We start from the raw sequence: 20,372 nt of genomic DNA, 5'->3' as shown, positions 1-20,372 counted from the left end.
CGGGCCGCCGCTGAGGTTGTTCGGCCCCGCGGCGGGGACCTTCGGCGTCGCGCGGTGTGTCAGCGCGCTTCGGCATCGCGCGTCGATTGCCCTTCGAACGGCGCGTGTCGACGACGAACGCGTCGTGCTCGCGAGGGCCGCCATGCCCGTCGGGGCGGGGGCGGGGCTGACGAGGGTCACGGGGATCATTCGGCTGCGGCACCCCTCGAGGTTAGACAACTGCGCTGTGATTTTCGGGGCAGCGCCACGCGGGGCGAGCAGGTCGGGGCCCCGCCGCCCGCGCCCTGGCCCCCGGTAGGCTGACGAACGCATCCGCGCCGCCGTGGGCCCAGGACGGGGCCGCCGACGGCGCACCGAGCTCGATCAGGAGACGTCGTTCCGTGTCAGATGAGCATTCGCCCGCCGCACAACCGGCCGGAGCCGACGACGGGGAACGTCGCGGCATCTCCGTCTTCATGCCGATCCTCGACGAGGAGAAGCACCTCGCCGAGTCGGTGCGCGCCATCCTCGCGCAGGAATACGACGGCCCGCTCGAGGTCGTCCTCGCCATCGGGCCGTGCCACGACCGAACGTGGGACGTCGCGCGCGAGCTCGCAGACGCCGACGATCGCATCACCCTCGTCGAGAACCCCACGGGCCGCACGCCGGACGGCCTCAACGCCGCGCTCGCTGCGACGCGCCACGACATCCTCGTACGCGTCGACGGCCACGGCATCCTCTCGCCGGGCTACCTGCGCACGGTCGAGCGGCTGCTCGCCGAGACGGGCGCCGCGAACGTCGGCGGCATCATGGACGCTGAGGGAACGACCGACTTCGAGCAGGCCGTCGAGTGCGCGATGAAGTCGAAGATCGGCGTCGGGGGCGTGAAGTTCAAGCAAGGCGGTGACGCCGGCGCGGTCGAGACGGTCTACCTCGGCAACTTCGCGCGCGAGTGGATCGAGCGCGTCGGGATGTACGACCCGCGCTACACGCGGGCACAGGACTGGGAGATGAACTACCGCATCCGCCGCGCGGGCGGCACCGTCTGGTTCACCCCCGAACTGCGCGTCACCTATCGTCCGCGGGCGAGCTTCAAGGCGCTCGCCAAGCAGTACTTCGAGTACGGCATGTGGCGTCGCGTCGTCGCGCGTCAGCACAAGGGGTCGATCAACCTGCGCTATCTCGCGCCGCCCGTCGCGGTCGTCGGTGTCGTCGGGGGTGCTGCGCTCGGCGCGTTCTGGCGCCCGGCGCTCGCAGCGCCGCTCGGGTACGCGGCCCTCGTCACCGCCGGAGGCGTGCACGCGGCGCGCGGGCGCGACGCGGCCGTCGTCGTCCGCATGCCGGCCGTGCTCGCGACGATGCACCTGGCCTGGGGCCTGGGCTTCCTCACCTCCCGCGTCGAGCTCGAACCCGCCGAACCGGGGCAGGCCCCGCGAGCCTGAGCGAACTCCCAGCGCGTGCTCGGTAGGCTGAGATGCCTGCGTCGTGGCACCGCCAGGTGCCGCTGCCCTCGAGCCGGTGGGCGAAGCAGCTGGTCAGCATGAAGGAAGACATGAACTCATCGAACCGCTTGGCGCGGATCTGGGACCATCGAGCGACGCTCGACACCCTCGTCCGACGTGACCTTCGCGTGCGTTATTCGCGCTCGGCGTTGGGTTACCTCTGGACCCTGATCGACCCCCTCGCCATGGCGCTGGTCTACTCGTTCGTCTTCGGCGTCATCTGGGCGAGCGACCCCTCACCGGGTGAGCCGATGGCTCAGCGGTTCAAGAACACCGACGGTGTGCCGATCGTGCTCTTCATCGTCGCCGGCATGCTCGCCTGGAACTGGTTCAACAACGTCATCAACGAGAGCGCGCGAGCGCTCTACGCGGAGCGGTTGCTCGTCCGCTCGACGAACCTTCCGCGCGAGTTGTGGGTGGCGCGCGTGGTCATCTCCAAGGGCATCGAGCACCTGCTGTCACTGCCGATCCTCATCGGATTCATGCTCTACTACTGGGCCAACGGGGAGGTGCAGCTCAGCTGGGAGCTGGTGTACTGGATCCCGGCGCTGCTCATCCAGTTCATCCTGCTCATGGGCATGGGCCTCGTCATCGCCCCGGTGGCAGCGCTCGTCGACGACTTCATCCGGATCGTCCGCATCATCCTGCGCGTGCTGTTCTACCTGACACCCATCATCTACTCGATCCATCTGCTCGCCGAGAAGGCCTCGCAGCACGGGTTCGGCTGGGCGACGACGCTCATGCAGATCAACCCGCTCACCGGCATCATCGACATGTACCGGGCGGGCTTCGTCAGCGAGCACGGACCCGACTGGCACAGCTGGATCTTCGCCTTCGTCCTCTCGCTCGGGTGGCTCGCCTTCGGCTCCTGGGTGTTCCGCAAGCTCGAGCCCGCGATCCTCAAGGAGATCTGAGATGCCCGTCGAATGGCAGACCCCCGAGGGCAAGCCGGTCATCGAGGTCGACGACCTGGGCGTCGAGTTCCTCAAGGGCCGCAAGCGCAACCTGTCGCTGCGCGAGATCATCTACAAGCGCAAGACCTCCTACGACAAGGAGACGTTCTGGGCGCTGCGCAACGTCTCGTTCGACGTCGGCCGTGGGGAGGCCGTCGGTCTCGTCGGGGCCAACGGTGGCGGCAAGTCGACGCTGCTCAAGATGATCGCCGGCACCTTGCTTCCCGACGAGGGCTCAGCGCGCATCCACGAGGGCGTCGCCCCGATGATCGAACTCACCGGTGGCTTCATCGGCGAGTTGTCGGCTCGCGAGAACATCTACCTCATGGCCGGCCTGCACGGCATGAAGAAGGAGACGGTCGACGAGCGATTCGACGACATCGTCAAGTTCGCCGGGCCGCAGGTGCAGCGGGGGCTCGACCTGCCGTTCCGCCACTTCAGCTCCGGCATGCAGGTGCGGCTAGGCTTCTCCGTCATCACGCAGCTCGACGAGCCCATCCTCCTCGTCGACGAGGTGCTCGCCGTCGGCGACCGTGCCTTCCGCGAGCAGTGCTACGAGCGGATGGAAGGGCTTCTCGCCGAGGGACGCACGCTGTTCCTCGTCAGCCACTCCGAAGGTGACCTCACGCGCTTCTGCACGCGCGGCATCTACCTGCAGGGCGGCACCCTCGTCGGCGACGGGCCGATGAAGGAGATCATCGACCGTTACAACAAGGATCTCGACGCCGGCGTCAGCTGACCCACCTGCGATTCCCGTCCCCATCGGCGATCTTCGTCCACATTCGCGAATCGCGTCCACCTTCGCGATTTCCGTGCACCTCGGCGAATTTCGTCCACCTTCGTGCACGCCTGGCGACGACGCCTCATCGAGGCTGCGCGGACTCCTGCTCCAGTAGGCGCGCCAGGTCAGCGGCCTCCATGTCGCCTCGCACGAGCACGACGCTGCCGCCGCCCGCCAGGACGCCGGCGAGAAGCTCCGGTGACGGCGAGGCCAGGAAGTGCCGGCCGGCGTCGGTGAGTGGCGTCGTGAGGTCGGCGTACGACGTCTGACGCTCGTCGCCGGCGCCCGTCACCACGGTCAGCGCGGCGGCCGTCGGCGCCGGGACATCGAACGGGGTGAACACGTCGCCGAAGGTGCTGAGCTCCTGCGCCTCATCGATCGCATCGGTTGGCAGGGGAGCGGACGATCGACGCGCAAGCATCGCGAGCGTGACGACGACGATGTCGATGTCGACCTCGTCCGCAGGGTTCGAGGTGACGAGCACGTCGGCCTCCCGCACGATGGGGGCAGACGGCAGGGCGCCATCGTCGTCGTCGGCGTCGACGAAGACGACCTGCGCCCCGAGCGACCACACGGCCAGGCACCAGTAGGCCGTGCGCCAGTGAGCAGCGGGCAGGTGCACGATGACGCTCGAGGACGCGTCGACGTCGAGCTCCTCGCTCAAGAGGTTGGCGGCCTTGCTCACCCAGTTCGTCAGCACCTTGGCGGACAACTCGATGCGTTCACCCTGCGTGGGGCCGGGTGTGCGTTCGTAGAACGTCACCCGTGGTGCCGTCTGATCCGTCGCGACGAGGTGTTCGAGCACCTGCCACGGGGTGCGGGTCGTCATCAGGACACCACCGCGTCGAGGCGTTCCTCGACGGCGTCGCGCTCGTCGGCCGTCAGCGGGGCGTTGAGGCAGTAGGCGAGGTCGTCGATCATCTGCTGGTTGCTGCGGGTGCCGATCGCGAGGGAGTCGACGAACTGGTGCGACAAGCTGTAGGCGACGCACAGGTCGGCGACGTTGGCGCGTCCCAGTTCGTGTGCAAGAAGCACGAGCTGACGGTTGAGTTCGCTCGGGTCGAACACGGTGCCGCCGGCGAACGTCGCGTGCGTCGTGACGACGACGTCGCGCCCTCCGAGCAGCTCTCCCGCCGCGCGCAGTTGCCGGTCGGCGACACCGAGCGGGAACTGCACGTAGCCGAGCCCGGTGAGGTCGAGGGCGCGTTCGAGTTCTTCGAGCGATTCGACGTTGACGCCGATGCGGCCGACCTCGCCGCTGTCCTGGTAGTCGCGCAGGCGGTGCCAGCCGGCGCCGTCGGCGTCGTGCGCCTCGTCGACGTTCGCCATGAGCACGGCGGACGCCCGACGCCGGCCGAGTTCGGCGAAGGAACGTTCGAGCTGGGCCTCGATGACGGCGGCCGCGAGTCGAGGGTCGTTGGTGCGCATCTCACGCAGGCGGGAGATGAAGTGCAGCCGCTGTGTCAGCTGCGGCTCGCCGCACTTGTGGAGGATCTCCTCGGCGTTGTGGTCGCCTCGACCGACCTCGACGTGGTTGACGCCGCGGTTGACGGCCGTCGCGAGCATCGCGCGGATCTCCGCGGCCGACGGCGCGTTGGGGCCGGCGAACGCCTGGCCGCCGAGGATCATGACGGACTGATCGAGTTCGCTGTCGTCGCGGCGCGGCACGCTGGGACCGGCGGTGAAGGCGGGCCCGCCGATCTCTGCGATGAGGTCCGTCCATGGGACGGCGACCGGGTCCGGCTTGTTGGCGAACAGGCGGCACACCCGGTCGTAGTCGGAGAGGACATCGACGGTGCAGCGGAAGCGCTCGGGGTCGCCGGGGTTCGCGGCCGGGACGAAGTCGAGGGTCTTGACGTTGCGGCGCAACCACGGGGTCACGTGCTCGCGGTCGTACGGGTCGCTCGTCGATGCGGCGGCGCGCCGCAGATCGCGTACGCGGAAGACCTCGCATCCGAGCCCCTCGGGCATGTGTGAGACGTCGTTGCGACCGTATTCGTAACCGCCCGCATCCATGGCCTCGACGAGTTCGTCGATGAGGCTCGAATCGCCGACGGGGTTGTCGCCGGTCAGGCGGACGACGCGGTCGTCGTCGTCCATGTCCTTCGTCGCCTCGACGAAGCGGCCGAGCACGTCGTCGAGTGAGCCACGCATCGCCGGGATGTCGACGCGGGCGAGGTGGTCGAAGATGCGGGTGTCGTACTGTTCCTCACTGGTGGCGACGACGACCTCGTGGCCATCACGCGAGGCCCGGCGCGCGACGAGCTCGATCAGCGGCATCCCGCCGATCGTCATGAGCGCCTTGCCGGGCAGCCGGCTCGAGTTCAGGCGGGATTGGATGACGACGCGGGTGCGGGTCACGGTGAGCCTCCGGAGCTGCTGGGACGGTGCTGTTCGAAACAGTGCCGATTCGACGAGGGTGCGTTCGCCAGCCTAGCGAGCCAGGCTGACAAGAGCCTCCGCCACGCGGGCGCGACCCCGACCGTCGAGCAACTCCTGAGCCCGTGCGGCCCGCTCGACGCGCACGTCGCGGTCGGTGAACGCCTCGCGCAGCGCGCTCACGGCCGCGGCGCGCGCGTCATCGTCGCGTCGCAGCATCTCGAGGTCGCCGAGCCCGAGCGCCAGATCTGCATCGGCCACCATGTCGTAACCCGGGCGCTGGTTGTCGATGACGCAGACGACGCCGAGCGGGACACCGAGGCACATGAGTTCCCACACGGACGACCCGCTCGCGGTCACGACGAGGTCGCAGGCCGCGGCGCGCGCGGCGAGGTCGCTCACCGGTCCGCTCGCTCGCAGTTCGACACCGGGGGGTGCATCCGCGGCGAGGGGGGCGACCCACGTCCGGTCAGGCGTGACGACGGTGATGTCGGCGGCCAGGCCGCTGCATGCCTGCAGTACGAGAGGTGTGACGACGGGCGCCGCGCCGCACGGGTCGGTGCCGCCGAACACCTCGAGCACGCGCAGAGGGCGCTGCTCCTCGTCGGCGACGTCATCGACGGCGACGTCACCGACGGGGCGGCGCAGCGCGAGCACGTCGTCACGAAAGAGGGTGTAGTCCGCCCCTGCGAGGGCGAGCTGTCCCGCGCCGACGGCACGAGGCGTCGCACCGGGATTCTGGTCGACGTAGAGGTCGGCGTCTTGATCAGCCGAGAACGGCCCGTCCACCATCGCCATGACGACGACGCCGGCTCGCCGCAGCCACACGCCCCAGCGCGGACCCAGGTCGTAGCGATCCAGTACGCACCACCGCGCGTCGAGATCGAGCACGAGCGTGGCGAGGTCGTCGGGGTCGGTGGGGCAGGGGTGCACGAGAACGCCGGCCTCGGCGTAGGCCGACGCCACCCATGCCACATCGAGATCGCCCGCGAGGTGCACCTCGATGCCTCGTCCGCGCAACTCCTGGGCGAGCGCAAGCAATCGCATCGCGTGCCCGACGCCGATGGTCGGTGTGGCATCGGCGCGCAGCACGACGCGACGGGTGGGGGAGGAAGGCGTCGTCGCGGCGGGCTCGCCGGGCCACGCAGCGGGAGACGGGGAACGAGAAGCGTCCATGCGTCGATGCTCTCACCCCGCCTGCACGGTCGGGGGGCGCCTACGGGCCGGGTGCTAGCCTTGACCTGATATCGAGCAGAACGGTGAGGCGCCACGTCGCGTGGCGTTTGCTCCGGCGTCACCGACGTACGACATGATTTGGGAGCCCGCGTGAGCATTCTTGACGATTCGTCCATCCTGGTCACCGGTGGTACCGGTTCCTTCGGCAAGGCCTTCATCACGAAGCTGCTCGCCGAGCACAACCCCAAGCGCGTCGTCATCTACTCGCGTGACGAGTTGAAGCAGTGGGAGTGCCGCGCGCTGTTCAAGGACGACCCGCGCCTGCGCTGGTTCATCGGTGACATCCGTGACCTCGACCGCCTCAAGCGCGCCATGCACGGCGTCGACTACGTCGTGCACGCCGCGGCGCTCAAGCAGGTCGACACGGCCGAGTACAACCCGTACGAGTTCGTCAAGACGAACGTCATCGGTTCGCAGAACGTCATCGAGGCGTGCATCGACGCGGGCGTCAAGAAGGTCGTCGCACTGTCGACCGACAAGGCCTCGAGCCCGATCAACCTCTATGGCGCGACGAAGCTGACGGCCGACAAGCTGTTCATCCTCGGCAACCACTACGCCGCCGCCTACCCGACGCGCTTCGCCGTCGTGCGCTACGGCAACGTCATGGGCTCGCGTGGTTCGATCATCCCGAAGTTCAAGGCGATGCACGAGGCCGGCGAGTCGCTGCCGATCACCGATCTGCGCTGCACCCGCTTCTTCATCACCCTCGACGACGCCGTGCAGATGGTGCTCGACACCTTCGACCTCATGCAGGGCGGCGAGTTGCTCGTGCCGCGCATCCCGTCGATGAAGGTCACCGACCTCGCGCAGGCCATCGCCCCCGGCGCGCAGATGCACGACGTCGGCCTGCGCCCCGGCGAGAAGCTGCACGAGGAGATGATCTCCCCGGAGGAGGGCCGCCGCGCGGTGATCGTCAAGGACGGCAAGTACTTCGTCCTGCAGCCCGACTTCGCGACGTGGGGCTACGAGCCGCCGAAGGACGGCAAGCCCGTCGAGGACGGCTTCCACTACTCCTCGGGCGACAACGACCAGTGGTACACGATCGAGCAGCTGCAGCAGATGCTCGCCTCGGGCATCTGAGGGCGCGCGGATGCTGCCCTACGGCCGTCAGTCCATCAACGACGCCGACATCGCCGCCGTGCAGGAGGTGCTGTCGGGTGACTGGCTGACCACCGGCCCGTACGTCGAGTCGTTCGAGAAGCAGATCGGCGAACTGGCCGGCGTCGCCGAGCCGGCGGTCTCCGTCACCTCCGGCACGGCTGCGCTGCACGTCGCGTACGCCGCGGCCGAGGTCGGCCCGGGCGACGAGGTCATCACGACCCCGCTGACGTTCCTCGCAACGGCGACCGCGGCGGCGCTGCTGGGCGCCAAGATCGTCTTCGCCGACATCAGCGAGGACACGGGCAACCTCGACCCCGAGGCCGCCGCCGCCGAGGTCACCGCCTCGACGAAGGTGATCGCGGGCGTCGACTACGGCGGCCACCCCATCGACGCCCCCGCGCTGTCGAAGGTCGCGAAGGATGCGGGCGCGTACCTGCTCGAGGACGCGGCGCACTCCGTCGGCGGCTCGCTGGACGGTGTGCCGGTCGGTTCCCTCGCGGACATCACGACGTTCTCCTTCTTCCCGACGAAGAACCTCACGACGGGTGAGGGCGGCGCCGTCGTCGCGAAGGACGCCGGCGTCCTCGAGCGCGCGCGCCGGTTCAAGGGCATCGGCATGGTGCGCGAGGCCGACCAGCTGCGTCATCCCGACGAGGGCGCGTGGTGGTACGAGATGCCCGAACTGGGCCTCAACTACCGGCTCAACGACCTGCAGGCCGCGCTTGGCTCGAGCCAGCTGACGCGACTGGAGCAGTTCAAGACGCGCCGTCAGGAGCTGACGGACCGCTACAACGAGGGCCTCGCGGGCATCGAGCAGCTGACGTTGCCCGGCCACCGCGCGGGCGCGGAACCGGTCTGGCACCTCTATCCGCTGCGCATCACCGACGGCCGACGCCGCGAGCTGTTCGACCATCTGCGTGCGCAGGGCATCGGTGTGCAGGTCAACTACATCCCGGTCTACTGGCAGCCGTACTTCGCCGATCTCGGCTACAAGCGCGGCATGTGCCCGAAGGCCGAGGCCTACTACGAGCAGGAGATCAGTCTGCCGATGTTTCCCGACCTCGCCGACTCGGACGTCGATCGGGTCATCGAGATCATTCGGACGTTCTGCGGGGCCTGAGCCAGATGCATCACGCCAACCATTTTTACGGCCATGCTCACATCATGTCCCGCTACGTCGGTCTGGCAGAGCCCCCACGTATTTGGGGGTACCTGCAGCACGGATGGAACATGCACGACGGTTTCGCGGTCAACACCGTCTTCGCTGCGCGTTACCCGAAGTTCGTCTACAGCGATGGCTGCGCCCGACGTGGCTGGGCTGCGGGGTTGCGCGATTACGTCGTCATCGGCGCGCCCTGGAACTACCTGCTCGAGCTCGAGAAACAGGCAGATTGGGAGGCCGAGGGTCACACACGAGAAGGCACGATCGTGTATCCCTTCCATGGGTGGGAAGGCCAGCAGGTAGCCGGAGACCATGAGGCCTACATCGCTGAGATCCGCGAGACCGAGGGCGACGTCCCCATCACGATGTGTCTCTACATCAACGAGTACGAGCAGCCGCGGATCAGACGCTTGTACGAGGACGCCGGGTTCCGTGTCATCACTCATGGACGCCGTGGCTATCTCTGGAGAGGAACCGACACTGAGTTCCTCTACAAGCAGCTGGCCGAGGTGCGCCGTCACCGGCGCGTCGTGAGCAACCGCATGACCTCGGCCCTTCTGCACGGATCCCTGGCAGGAGCAGAGGTCGGCGTCTATGGAGACCCCATGCAGCTCGACAACGATCACGCGGTGCTCGGGGGAGCGCAGCGGCCTCAGGAAATCTTCCCCGAATTTCATCAACCAGCCGTGCCGGCTGATGTGGCCCGGGAGATTGCGGTAGCAGAACTGGGTGCAGACCAGCTTCTCCCGCCAGAAGAGATCGTGGACCTCTTTGGTTGGGCCGACGAATTCGACGTCGAGGAACGGGTGGCGCAAGCTCCGGACGACTCGATCTCGTTCGAGCGCGTCCTCCGTCGCTTCAGCCCCTCCCCAGAGTTCCCCTCTGCGCGTACCGGGAGTGCACCACCGCGCGTTCGTCCTGAGCGCGGTTTCTGACGCTGCCCCACTCTCGATCGGCGTTGTCCTCGTGGGGGTCGCTTGCAAGTGTGCGAGACCGGTCCCCTGCTGCGGTTCGCAGGAACCAGTGCGGTCCGGGACACGGGGCGTCCCTTGAGCAGGGTATACGCCCCTAAGCCGGGCCGGGCGGGCACACCTGTGATGTAGTGCGCCGCTGCGAAGGCTCCTGATGCGCATTTGTTCGCGGTGTCGTCCCGGCCGACCGCTCATCGGCTTTGGAGCGCTGGTCGAGTGCCCCTCGACGCCAGTGTGCAGCCGACGAACCGCGATCCTGCTTCTGCCGAGCGACTCAGCACGCGCGCGCACCGGGTGCCATCGACAGGCGGGTCCGCCGATGCGTAAGGAACGCAGAATCGCGTTCGTCACGCATCGGTGGACCCGCCTGTCGCCTCAGAGCATGAGTGTCAATCCGCGTTCGGCGCGATCGCCCGGTCGAGGGCACGCTTCGCCCTTCCGCGCAAACGTGGCGGAACGACCTCTTCGACCCGGCTGCGAGCCTTAGACACCGCGATGCGCTTGGGCGCACCTGCGGCCCGCAGGGCCTTGTAGCTCATCGATTCCTCGAGCTTGAACATCAGGCGGTCGTACTCCCTGATACGGCGATCGCGCATCTTCAGGGTGCCCTCCAGCCACGCGATCTGACGCTGCTGCGCCCTGATCGTGTGATTCAGCGAGCGCGTCTGTGCCAGCAGTTCACGGAATCCTGCCGCTGTGGCGGATGGGAGGTGATTGTCCCGGGCGCCGTCAGCGATGTTTCGGCGCACCTCGGCGTCGAAGTCACGGTTCGCCGCTCCGGTTGCGAGGGCCACCTCCGTCTCGAGGAGAGCCACCATCTCGATGTCGCCGTCTGCGACCGTCACCCCGGCCATCGAGGCCAGGGTGCGCACGACCGATTCCGGAGTGACAGGCAGGCGCCACGGATGAGCTGCGCCTGACGCGAGCAATCGGGTCGCAAAGACGCGCAGCCCTCGCACGAATGCGAGCTGGCCCGCTGACGGGTTGGCGATCGACCAGGAGCCGTCGACAATTTGCACCTTTCCGTCCGACGAAAGCGCCACGTTGTCCGGAGTCGCGAACCACTGACGCACCATATCTGTGTCGCCCGTGGTGGTCTGGTCCACGACTGCTTCGACGGGCACAGGTGGCGCGCTCGCCTCATCACGCCCCCCATCATGGTGGTGCGTATCCTCGACGGTGTCACGCTCGATGCCGGTCTCTCTCAGCACCGGGTCAAAACCAAGCCCGAGTTGAGCCGCATCGTCCACGCTCGGGTCTCCGAAGAGGCCGTCGGCCACCTCCTGGTCAGCCGCGGTTCCTGCTGGCTCGTCCGCCTCATCCGTCGCCAGCTGCGCGTGCGTCGCGCTCACGTGTCCAGGGCTGAGATCGACGCGCGAGAGACCGCGCATGCTTCGCAGTGGGCCGCTGGGTGAGCTCGAGCGAATCCAGTCGTGGTAGAGGTTAACCAATCTGCGCAGCGTGCGGTAGTCACTGTTGGCAGCTGCCTCACGCAGAAGTTGCTCCAGCGTTTGTCCGTCACTCGCCATGGCCGGTGCGCTGAGGTCGCGGGAGACTCCCAGTGCCGATCGTTCGGGGGATGTGTCCTTGCCATCTCCCCATGTGGTTGTCACCTCGCCTGCGCGGTATGCGGCGACACGTGCCCAGTCCGTATTCGGGTGGGTGTCGGTGACCACGAGATCGGGAAGGTCCAGCATCAAGTCTTCGCGCGCGACCACGCTGAACCAGGCCGGTGCCAGGGTGATATCGAGTCCGGAGGCCACGACCATTTCAGTCGTGACAGCCGCATCCCGCGCGGCGGGCCGCTCGCTGAACTGCTCTCGAAGCGCGCGCGTTACGGCATGGCTCAGGAGAGCCCGGTCCCTCGAATGATGCGCCGAGGCAAGAACACGCGGATCATGCAATGACGGGTACGCAACGATTCGTGAAGAGGTGCGCATCCCGACGCCTTCGATCGCGCCCTCCAGCTCAGTCAGCAGCAGCGGCCTCTGGGACACCTTCGAGTGGCCAAGATACCAACGGCGGTCGTCGTCGAACGGCACCTCGGGTTCGAGCGCCAGTAGCTCCCCAAGGCCCAGCGGGTTGTTCGAACCGAGGAGTAGAACCCCATGCGGGGTGAGGCGCTCGGCCACTTTAGCGATGATGGAAGCGTCGTCCATTCCTTGCCCGACAGGAGAAAGCACCTCCGGGCCTCCGCCCATGAGGACGACGAGGTCGTACAGATCTGGCGTGTCGAACAGCTCGAGCCCGCCACAGAAGTACCTGTCCTCGGTTCTCTCGACGAAGCGAGCCGCCAAAGAACGCACGTCGGCAAGATGGCGGACCACGATGTCGGCGCTGGAGGATTCGGGCAAAGCGTCGACCAGTTGCGCGGCCATTGTTCCGATCACCAGGACGCGCTGAGGCGGACGGGAGTCGCACAAAGCGGCGAGAAGAAGGCGCACGCCCGAAAGCGGCGCGGTGCTATTCAGATCAGTGCCCTCGACGAGGTGGTCCCCGAGCAGGACTGCGCCCGATTCTCGATCGGTGTTGGCAGCATCGTGAGTCATTGCAGTTTCCTTCGATCGGCGCTCAGACGAGTCCCCAGGACATCGGCGTGCCCTTGGGAGCGTCCTTGATGAACGTGCGGCCTGCGAGCGTGTCGAACGTATCGGCAGGCAGGCCGTTCGCGGGGCGGATGGAGCGCACGTTCTGCGCCGTCACGACGTCGCCAGCCTTGACGTCCTCGACGACGTAGAGGCTGCGGCGGAAGCGCAGGCCCTCCTTCTCCTGCGCGCGAGCGCCGATGCGCGGCTCGCCGAGGCACTGCCACGCGATCTTCGTCTGCGTGACGAGCTGGTTCAGCTCCTCCGGTTCGGAGGAGAATGCCGAGTCGACGCCGCCGTCCTCGCGGTTCAGCGTCACGTGCTTCTCGACGAGAACCGCGCCGAGCGCGACGGACGCGACGGCCGCGCCGATGCCCATCGTGTGGTCGGAGTAGCCGATGAGCGTGCCGAGGGCGTCGCGCATGACGGGGATGCCGCGCAGGTTCGACTCGCTCGGGTCGGCCGGGTAGTTGGCGGTGCAGGCGAGCACGATGATCTGCTCGTTGCCCGTGCTGCGCGCCGCCTCGACGGCCGCGTTGATCTCACCCAGCGAGGCCATCCCCGTCGAGATGATGATCGGCTTGCCCTTGCTTGCCGCATACCGGATGAGCGGCAGGTCGACGATCTCGCTGCTCGCGATCTTGTACGCGGGCACGTCCAGGTTCTCGAGGTAGTCGACGGCCGTCGGATCGAAGGGGGAGGAGAAGGCGTGGATGCCGAGCTCCTTCGCGAGCGCGAAGATCGGCTCGTGCCACTCCCACGGGGTGTGCGCCTCCGTGTAGAGGTCGTAGAGGTAGCGATCGCCCCACAGCTCGTGCCCGCCGGAGATCTTGAACTCGTCGGTGCGCACGTCGATCGTGATCGTGTCGGCCGTGTACGTCTGCAGCTTGATGGCGTGCGCGCCCTGTGCTGCGGCCATGCGGACGATGTCGAGCGCGGTCTCGAGGCTGCCGTTGTGGTTGCCCGACATCTCCGCGATGATGTACGGCTCGGCGCCTGGGCCGACCTCGACGTCACCGATGCGGATGTTCTGGTTCGGGTTCTGCGTCATGATGTCGGCTCCTGGCGGTCGGTGCGGGGGCGCTCGCGGCGCACGTGGATGACGGCGACGTTCTCGCCGCCGATCTCTCGGTTCTGCGTCTCCAGCTCGGTGAAGCCGTTGCGCTTGTTGAACCGGCGCACGCCCTCGTTGATCTCGAGCACCTCGGCGTCGAGAGAGTCCAGACCGAGTTCGGCGTCGGCGTACTTGACGGCCTCGCGCTGGATCTGGATCCACGCCGGCAGCAGCTCACCGCGCGCGGTGAGGCCGTCGTTGTCGAGGTAGTAACCCCACCACGACGTCTTCGCGTCGACGTCGAGGTCGAAGAAGGTGACGACGCCCGACGGCACGCCACCGCGTTCGTAGATGAGCACGTGACGCGACGGGTTGTCCTTCGTGTTCGCCCACCACGCGGCATGCTCGTCAGCGCTGATGACGTGCTGCGTCAGCGACACGGCTCGCACCTCGTCATGGTTGCGCCAGGTGCGCACGTTCTCCTGGTCGGCGTCGGTGGCGGGACGAAGCATCGTCGATCTCCCTCGAATACGGCTGGGCCGGGTGCCGAAACGCACGAAATGGCGCAGACAGCCGGAATGTCTAGACTACCCCGTAAGGAAACAGGCCACGGCAGGCATGCTGCGCCCCCAGCGGCGCGCAGAGTGAGCGCCGGGCCGTCACAGCATCGAGCAAAGGTGAAGTCATGAGCACGCTCAGCCGCGATCAGGTCCGCACGATGATGGGCGAGGTCCTCGCCGCCCAGGGCAAGGAACTGCCCGCCGACGACGGTGCGCGCCTCGACACCATCGGCTTCCGCTCGCTCGACTTCTCCGAACTGGCCCTGCAGGTCGAGGACGAGCTCGACACCGAACTCAACTTCGACGCGCCCGGCCTGCGCTCCATCGAGACCGTCGGAGACGTCCTCGACTTCATCGACGAGCTTCAGAAGGCCGAATGACGGGGGTGCTCGACTCGCGTCCTGCGGGCGCGGGCAACCGCGTCGTCGTCGGCGAGTTCGACGGCACGTGGGCTGAGTTGGCGCAGGCGCCGTACGGCGCATCGTCCGACACACCGACGCTGCCGCCCGCCGCGGCCTGCCTGGTCTCGGGGCACCGCGCGGCGGCTCAGGCCGCCTGGAACGCAGCGCTCGACCCGGGCCGCGAGACGCTCATCGCGACCGCGTCGCGCATCGGGGACGAGCAGGCGGCGCAGCTGCGTGACGGGGGGCTGACGCTCGTGCGCGACAGCGCCGGCGGCGTCACGCTCGAGGCCGCGACGGCGCCGCGCGAGCCCGAGGCGGGCCGCATCTGGTTGCTGACGTCCGGTTCGACCGGGCGTCCGAAGCAGGTGGCACACACCCTGGAGTCGTTGACGACCGTCGGGGGGCAGCAGCCTGCGCGCACCTGGTTGTGCCCCTACACCCCGGGCGCCTACGCCTGGTGGCAGGTCGTCACCCTCTCGCTCACGATGCCCGGGCAGGACGTCGTCTTCGTCGAACCCTCGCAGCTCGACGAGTGGCCGCAGCAGGCGCTCGCGGCGGGCGTGACGGCGGCATCCGGCACGCCGACGTTCTGGCGTCAAGCGCTGTGGCGCAACGGTGACGTGCTCGCCCAGCTGAAGCTCGAACAGATCACGCTCGGCGGCGAACCCGTCGACCAGGGCATCCTCGACCGACTGCGTGAGGTCTTCCCCGACGCACGTATCTCATGGATCTACGCGAGCTCCGAGGCCGGTGCGGCGATCGCCGTCCACGACGGGCTCGCCGGATTCCCCGAGACCTGGCTGGAGCGCGAGGTCGCCGGGCGCCCGCGCCTGAGCGTCGAGGACGGTGAGCTGCTCATCGCCTCGCCGAAGGCCGCCGAGGGCATGGACGCCGTCATCCACACCGGCGACCACGTCGAGATCGCCGAAGGACGCGTCGTCATCACCGGCCGCATCGCGAGCGACGAGATCAACGTCGGCGGGTCGAAGGCGTCCGCGGGCGCCGTGCGGGCAGTGCTGCTCGAGCACCCCGACGTCGCCTGGGCCGCCGTGCGCGGGCGCAAGGCGCCGCTCGTCGGCAACGTCGTCGCAGTGGACGTCGTCCTGCGCGACGGCCTCGCCAAGGGTGACCCCGGTGCGCCCGACCAGGCTGCGCTGCAGGCGTGGTGCGCCGAGCGACTGCCCGAATACGCGGTGCCACGCCGCGTCAAGTACCTGAGTGAGATCCCGATCAAGGAGAGCCTGAAGAGCGATGTCTGAGACCACGAACGAGCCGAACGTCATCCCCGCAGCCTCCTGCGTCCTCATCTCCGGAGGCTCGCGCGGCCTCGGCCTCGCGTTCGTCGAGGAGGTGCTCGCGAACGGCGCGAAGGTCGCGGCGTTCGCCCGCACCGTCACGCCCGAACTGCAGCAGCTCATGGACGCCAACCCGGAGCGCGTGTACGTCGGCTCGGTCGACATCACGGATTCGAAGGCCGTCACGTCGTTCATCAAGGACGCCGCGAAGGTGCTCGGCCCGATCGACGCGCTCGTCAACAACGCGGCGATCGGTCAGGACTCGCTGCACCTGCACACGACGCCGGAGCGCATCGAGGACATCATCTCGACCAACCTGACGGCGACGCTGCTCGTCACGCGCGCGTTCATGCGTCACGCGATGGCGAAGGTCGGCAAGGGCCGCATCGTCAACGTGACGAGCGTCTGCGCGCAGCGCGGTTACGCCGGCCTCGTCGCGTACTCGGCGACGAAGGGTGGCCTCGACGCCGCGACGCGCTCGCTCGCGCGGGAGATGCACGGGCGATTCCTCGTCAACTCGATCGCGCCCGGCTTCTTCGCGTCGGAGATGAGCTCCGTGCTCGGCACCGAGCAGCTGTCGACGATCACCCGCCGGACGCCGACGAACCGTCTCGTCGAGCCGGAGAACATCACGCCGACGCTGCGCATGCTGCTGTTCGAAGACACGAACATCAACGGCATGGTGCTGACGATCGACGGCGGCGGCTCGATCTGAGCGACCCCACGACGCGGCCACCGGCCTCGAACACCTCACCCGCATGTGTGGTGCTCGAGGCCGCCGTGCGTGACGGCGACGTCGTGCGCGCCGCCGACGTCAACGCGACGACGTTTCCCGACGCCGCGCGCAGCTACCTCGCCGACGGCACCGGGCTCGCCTGGCACGTGCCCGAGCGGCTCCGGGAGGGCGCGCGTTTCGTCATCGACGCCGAGATCGTCGCGCCGGTGCGGGCGTCCTTGGTACGGCGGTTCGGGGTGGACGACCCGGTCGAGTTCGCCGGGGCCTGGACGCGCGCCGAAGCGTTGGCCAAGCTCGCCGACGTCCCGATCATCACGTGGCTCTCGCGCCATGGGCTCGCCGTGCCGGCCGACGTGCTGGAGGATGCCGCGGTGGGTCGGGTGGCGTGGCGCACGGAGGTTCGAGGTGACGTCGTCATGACGCGCGCGGCGGCGTTGAGCGGCGCAAAACTCCGAGATTCCGGGGTTGTCGGCGGCGCACTCTAGCCTGGCAGCAGAGTCGAGGTGCGGTGAGCGCCACGGTTTCCCACGATGGAGGAAAGACATGACGATGACACAACCGGGTGCGGAACCGGGCTCGTCCGAGGGCAGGGCGCTGCCGAGGGTCGGCGTCGTCCTCATGACGATGGGCAACCGCCCCGACGATCTGCGGGCGGCGCTTGACTCGCTCATCGCCCAGCGCGACGTCGAACTCGACGTCGTGCTGCTCGGCAACGGGTGGGATCCGGCCGAGAACCCGTGGCCGTTCCCCGATGTCGTGCGCCCCCTGTACTCGCCGGAGAACCTCGGCATCCCGGGCGGGCGTAACGTCGGGGCAGCCAAGGCGCGCGGCGACTACCTCTTCTTCTTCGACGACGACGCGACCCTGCCGAACGATCACGTCCTCGCCGACATGGTGCGTGAGATGGAACGCGACCCGAAGAACGCCGTCATCGGCCCGCTGGGACAGGATCCGACGGGAAAGCCGACGCCGCGGCGATGGATTCCGCGCCTGCGTGTCGAAGGCGGCGGCAAGCCCGGGCCCGCGACGTGGTTCCTCGAAGGCATCCACCTGTCCCGGCGTACCGCGTTCGAGGAAGTCGGCGGCTGGCCAGGGGAGTTCTTCTACGGCCACGAGGGCATCGACCTCGCCTGGCGCCTCATCGACGCCGGCTGGGTCATCCAGTACGTCCCGAGCATCACCGTCCATCACCCCGCGACGAGCCCCGCGCGTCACGCCGTGTACTACCGGATGAACGCGCGCAACCGCGTGTGGGTCGCCAAGCGAAACCTACCGGCGCCGCTGGTGCCCCTCTACCTCGGCAACTGGGCCGCCATCACGGTGCTGCGCGTCAAGGACAAGGAGGCACTCAAGACGTGGTTCGCCGGTTTCGTCGAGGGCGTGCGGACCGACGCGGGGGAGCGGCGCGTCATGTCGTGGTCGACCGTCGCCCGGCTGACGCGTCTCGGCCGGCCCCCGGTGCTGTGATGGGGGCCGCAACCTCGCTGCGTCGCAGACTCACTCGTTCGAGCGGCCGCCCAGCGTCGCTCGACGCGCAGGGCACGCGGGGCATCCACGTCGCCATCACCGGGGTGAAGAACCGCAGTCACCTCGTCTACATCGCCTCCTACGTGCGCACCCTCGTCGACGGGGTCACGCCGATCCGCGTCTCGTTCGTCGCCGCGCCCGCGTTCCTCGCCTCCGCCGCCGTCACCGTCGACGACGCGCGCGAGCTGCTGCCTCAGGGCGGGAGCGTCACCGTCGAAGACGGGATGCCCGGATGGCGATTCGACGACGCGGCCTGCTGCCTCTACGTCGCCGTGGGCGCGCCGGGGCTCAAGGCCGTCGCCCGGCTGCGACGAGCCAACCCGACGCGGCGCATCGAGGTCGTCGTCACGGACGAGGGCATCGGCTCCTACGCTTCGCGTGACTCGCGGCGGGCGGCGCTGGAGCGTAACGGCACCCCGGCGGCGAAGGCCGCAGCGCGCACGCTCGTCACCGCGGCCATCGCGCGCGCCTGCACGACGCTGCGGTGGCCGACGTTCCGTTCGGTCGGATCATCGTGGGAGGTGTTGCCGGCCGTCGCCGCCGAGTTCGGACGCGAGCTGGGCGACGCGCGCCCCGGCAGCGACGCGAGCGCCGTCATCCTCACCCAGCCGGTCGTCGACCTCGGCTGGTGCTCGCCGGAGGCCTACCTCGCGTACGTGCGACGCCTCGCGGACGCCGCGGCCGCGGCCGGGCTGCGACCGCTCGTGCGTCCGCACCCCGCCGAAGATCGCGCCCGGTACGCGGAGTTCGACATCATGCTCTCGCGGGGCACCGCCGAGCTCGACCCGGACGTCGTGCGTGCGAGCCTGGCGCTCGGCGGGCCGAGCACGGCCCTCATCAACCTGTCGGCCATGGTCGGCATGCCCGTCGTGTGGGTGAGTGAGCCGAGCGTGGCGCACCTCGACACCGACGTCTCGCCCGAGCAAGCCGGGATCTTCGAGGCGTTCCTCGGTGAGCGGGTTCCACTCGACGAGGTCGAGCGCGAGGTGAGTGCTGTGGTCTCCCGCGGCCTCGAGGAGCGTGGGTCTGATGGACGTCGCTGACGCGGCCGAGGGGGCCGGCGGGGGCGACACAGTCCACGGGGCCGACGGGGCGGGCGCGCCCGGCGCCATGTCGGCCGACCTGTTCGAGGTGTGGGAACCCGGCCGGCCGGTGCCGCTAGCGCAGATCCTCGGGGCCCTGCGCCGCGGCGTGGGCGACCCGAGCATGGTCATCGGCGAACGGCAGTTGTGGTGGGCCGTGACGACGCCCCTCGGGCCGGCGTTGACGTGGTGGCGCTCGATGCCCGTGCGTGGCGGTACACCCGTAGCGACGCCCGGAGCCGCACGAGCGGATAGGCCGGGCCTCGGTGGGATGGCGGGGTGTGAGCCGCGAACCGCCGCCATGCCCGATGGCAGCTCGCGCGCCGAGCGTCCCGACCGCGTCGAGCTGCGGGCCTACGGCCCGGGTGCGGCGTGGTTCCAGGGTCGGGTGCCTCGCATCCTGGGCGGTGACGACGACCCGTCCGGGTTCGTGGCCCGTCACGACCGGGTGACGGCGGCACTGCGCCAGCCGCACCATCGTCACTGGCGCGCCCCGCGCACGGGGCTCGTCATCACCTCGCTCGTGCCGAGCATCCTCGAGCAGAAGGTCACCGGCAAGCAGGCGTTCGGCGGGTTTCGGGTGCTCGTACGCCGCTACGGCACGCCCATCCCGACGCCCGCGGAGGTCGTGCGCGCAGCCGGCCCGCAGGCGCGTGCCGTCGCCCGCATGCACGCCGCGCCGGACGCACGGGGGTGGCGACGCATCCCGTCCTGGGCGTGGTTGCAGGCCGGCGTCGAGCCACCGCAGTCGCGCACGATCATGCGAGCGCTCGACCACGCCGACGCGCTCGAGCGGACGGCGGACCTGCCGCACGCCGAGGCCCACGCTCGCCTGCGGTCCGTGCCCGGGCTCGGAGTGTGGACGAGTGCCAAGGTCGCGCAGACGGCCTGGGGTGACGCCGATGCGCCGACGTTCAGGGATTACCACGTCGCGAAGCAGATCGGGCACGCGCTGATCGGCCAGGACACCGATGACGCCGGCATGGCGCGCCTGCTGGAGCCATACCGTGGGCACCGGTTTCGCGCCGAGCGCCTCATCCTCGCCGGCGGCCCGCCGCGCCCACG

General features: G+C 68.8%; 20 protein-coding genes. 13 read left to right on the top strand and 7 right to left on the bottom strand.

Annotated elements, in window-relative coordinates; genetic code table 11:
- Positions 1–180, bottom strand: a 180-nt coding sequence (locus HMPREF0321_RS16680) for a hypothetical protein (protein ID WP_006943589.1), incomplete at its 3' end; no start/stop codon positions are given.
- 200 nt (positions 181–380) lie between these two features.
- Between HMPREF0321_RS16680 and HMPREF0321_RS01455 the strand changes: the two genes are divergently transcribed.
- From HMPREF0321_RS01455 to HMPREF0321_RS01445, 3 genes are all read left to right on the top strand, one after another.
- A complete protein-coding gene (locus tag HMPREF0321_RS01455) occupies positions 381–1,421 on the top strand; it encodes a glycosyltransferase family 2 protein (protein WP_006943585.1) in 1,041 nt (346 codons plus the stop codon).
- A 110-nt stretch (positions 1,422–1,531) separates the two neighbouring features.
- Positions 1,532–2,395, top strand: coding sequence for an ABC transporter permease (locus tag HMPREF0321_RS01450; RefSeq protein WP_074040692.1), 864 nt, complete (start codon positions 1,532–1,534; stop codon positions 2,393–2,395).
- 1 nt (position 2,396) lies between these two features.
- Positions 2,397–3,173 carry an ABC transporter ATP-binding protein gene (locus HMPREF0321_RS01445; protein ID WP_006943597.1) on the top strand — a complete coding sequence of 259 codons (777 nt, stop codon included), beginning with the start codon at positions 2,397–2,399 and terminating at the stop codon, positions 3,171–3,173.
- Positions 3,174–3,297: 124 nt separating this feature from the next.
- Here the strand turns inward: HMPREF0321_RS01445 and HMPREF0321_RS01440 are convergent, their stop codons facing one another.
- The 3 genes from HMPREF0321_RS01440 to HMPREF0321_RS01430 form a co-directional block, all read right to left on the bottom strand.
- Entirely contained in the window at positions 3,298–4,044 is a 747-nt protein-coding gene (locus tag HMPREF0321_RS01440; RefSeq protein ID WP_006943587.1) for a TIGR03089 family protein, read from the bottom strand.
- Positions 4,044–5,576, bottom strand: coding sequence for an aldo/keto reductase (locus HMPREF0321_RS01435; protein ID WP_006943605.1), 1,533 nt, complete (start codon positions 5,574–5,576; stop codon positions 4,044–4,046). The genes HMPREF0321_RS01440 and HMPREF0321_RS01435 overlap by 1 nt, the downstream gene beginning before the upstream one ends.
- 72 nt (positions 5,577–5,648) lie before the next feature.
- The gene (locus tag HMPREF0321_RS01430) at positions 5,649–6,770 is read right to left on the bottom strand and encodes a PseG/SpsG family protein (RefSeq protein ID WP_006943588.1); all 1,122 of its coding nucleotides are present in this window, start codon (positions 6,768–6,770) and stop codon (positions 5,649–5,651) included.
- A gap of 150 nt (positions 6,771–6,920) precedes the next feature.
- Between HMPREF0321_RS01430 and pseB the strand changes: the two genes are divergently transcribed.
- The 3 genes from pseB to HMPREF0321_RS01415 are packed head-to-tail and all read left to right on the top strand — an operon-like array spanning position 6,921 to position 10,028.
- Positions 6,921–7,910, top strand: coding sequence for a UDP-N-acetylglucosamine 4,6-dehydratase (inverting) (gene pseB, locus HMPREF0321_RS01425; RefSeq protein WP_006943604.1), 990 nt, complete (start codon positions 6,921–6,923; stop codon positions 7,908–7,910).
- A 10-nt stretch (positions 7,911–7,920) separates the two neighbouring features.
- A complete protein-coding gene (locus tag HMPREF0321_RS01420) occupies positions 7,921–9,051 on the top strand; it encodes a DegT/DnrJ/EryC1/StrS aminotransferase family protein (protein ID WP_006943603.1) in 1,131 nt (376 codons plus the stop codon).
- 44 nt (positions 9,052–9,095) lie between these two features.
- A complete protein-coding gene (locus HMPREF0321_RS01415; protein WP_205747095.1) occupies positions 9,096–10,028 on the top strand; it encodes a hypothetical protein in 933 nt (310 codons plus the stop codon).
- 425 nt (positions 10,029–10,453) lie between these two features.
- Here the strand turns inward: HMPREF0321_RS01415 and HMPREF0321_RS01410 are convergent, their stop codons facing one another.
- From HMPREF0321_RS01410 to HMPREF0321_RS01400, 3 genes are read right to left on the bottom strand one after another with little or no spacing between them, the layout of a single operon-like run.
- Entirely contained in the window at positions 10,454–12,613 is a 2,160-nt protein-coding gene (locus HMPREF0321_RS01410; protein WP_006943586.1) for a hypothetical protein, read from the bottom strand.
- A 22-nt stretch (positions 12,614–12,635) separates the two neighbouring features.
- Complete coding sequence (gene pseI / locus HMPREF0321_RS01405; RefSeq protein WP_006943592.1) at positions 12,636–13,700, bottom strand: pseudaminic acid synthase; 1,065 nt, start codon at positions 13,698–13,700, stop codon at positions 12,636–12,638.
- Positions 13,697–14,215: a GNAT family N-acetyltransferase gene (locus tag HMPREF0321_RS01400; RefSeq protein WP_006943601.1), complete on the bottom strand. Its 519-nt coding sequence runs from the start codon at positions 14,213–14,215 to the stop codon at positions 13,697–13,699. Before HMPREF0321_RS01400 ends, pseI begins: the two co-directional genes overlap by 4 nt.
- Positions 14,216–14,388: 173 nt before the next feature.
- Between HMPREF0321_RS01400 and HMPREF0321_RS01395 the strand changes: the two genes are divergently transcribed.
- The 7 genes from HMPREF0321_RS01395 to HMPREF0321_RS01365 form a co-directional block, all read left to right on the top strand.
- Positions 14,389–14,643 (top strand): phosphopantetheine-binding protein, encoded by a 255-nt coding sequence (locus HMPREF0321_RS01395; protein ID WP_006943595.1) that lies wholly within the window; start codon positions 14,389–14,391, stop codon positions 14,641–14,643.
- A complete protein-coding gene (locus HMPREF0321_RS01390; protein WP_006943600.1) occupies positions 14,640–15,926 on the top strand; it encodes a class I adenylate-forming enzyme family protein in 1,287 nt (428 codons plus the stop codon). Before HMPREF0321_RS01395 ends, HMPREF0321_RS01390 begins: the two co-directional genes overlap by 4 nt.
- A complete protein-coding gene (locus HMPREF0321_RS01385; RefSeq protein ID WP_006943602.1) occupies positions 15,919–16,677 on the top strand; it encodes an SDR family NAD(P)-dependent oxidoreductase in 759 nt (252 codons plus the stop codon). Before HMPREF0321_RS01390 ends, HMPREF0321_RS01385 begins: the two co-directional genes overlap by 8 nt.
- Positions 16,678–16,724: 47 nt before the next feature.
- Entirely contained in the window at positions 16,725–17,183 is a 459-nt protein-coding gene (locus tag HMPREF0321_RS01380; RefSeq protein WP_006943590.1) for a hypothetical protein, read from the top strand.
- Between the two features lie 58 nt (positions 17,184–17,241).
- Positions 17,242–18,165, top strand: a complete 924-nt coding sequence (locus HMPREF0321_RS01375) for a glycosyltransferase family 2 protein (protein WP_006943591.1) — start codon at positions 17,242–17,244, stop codon at positions 18,163–18,165.
- Positions 18,165–19,268 carry a hypothetical protein gene (locus HMPREF0321_RS01370; protein WP_006943598.1) on the top strand — a complete coding sequence of 368 codons (1,104 nt, stop codon included), beginning with the start codon at positions 18,165–18,167 and terminating at the stop codon, positions 19,266–19,268. Before HMPREF0321_RS01375 ends, HMPREF0321_RS01370 begins: the two co-directional genes overlap by 1 nt.
- Positions 19,255–20,372, top strand: a 1,118-nt coding sequence (locus HMPREF0321_RS01365) for a DNA-3-methyladenine glycosylase (protein WP_006943594.1), incomplete at its 3' end; no start/stop codon positions are given. The genes HMPREF0321_RS01370 and HMPREF0321_RS01365, both read left to right, overlap by 14 nt.

The sequence above is a fragment of the Dermacoccus sp. Ellin185 genome, from assembly GCF_000152185.1.
GTDB lineage: Bacteria > Actinomycetota > Actinomycetes > Actinomycetales > Dermatophilaceae > Dermacoccus > Dermacoccus nishinomiyaensis.
This window is presented reverse-complemented; position numbering and strand designations above follow the sequence as displayed.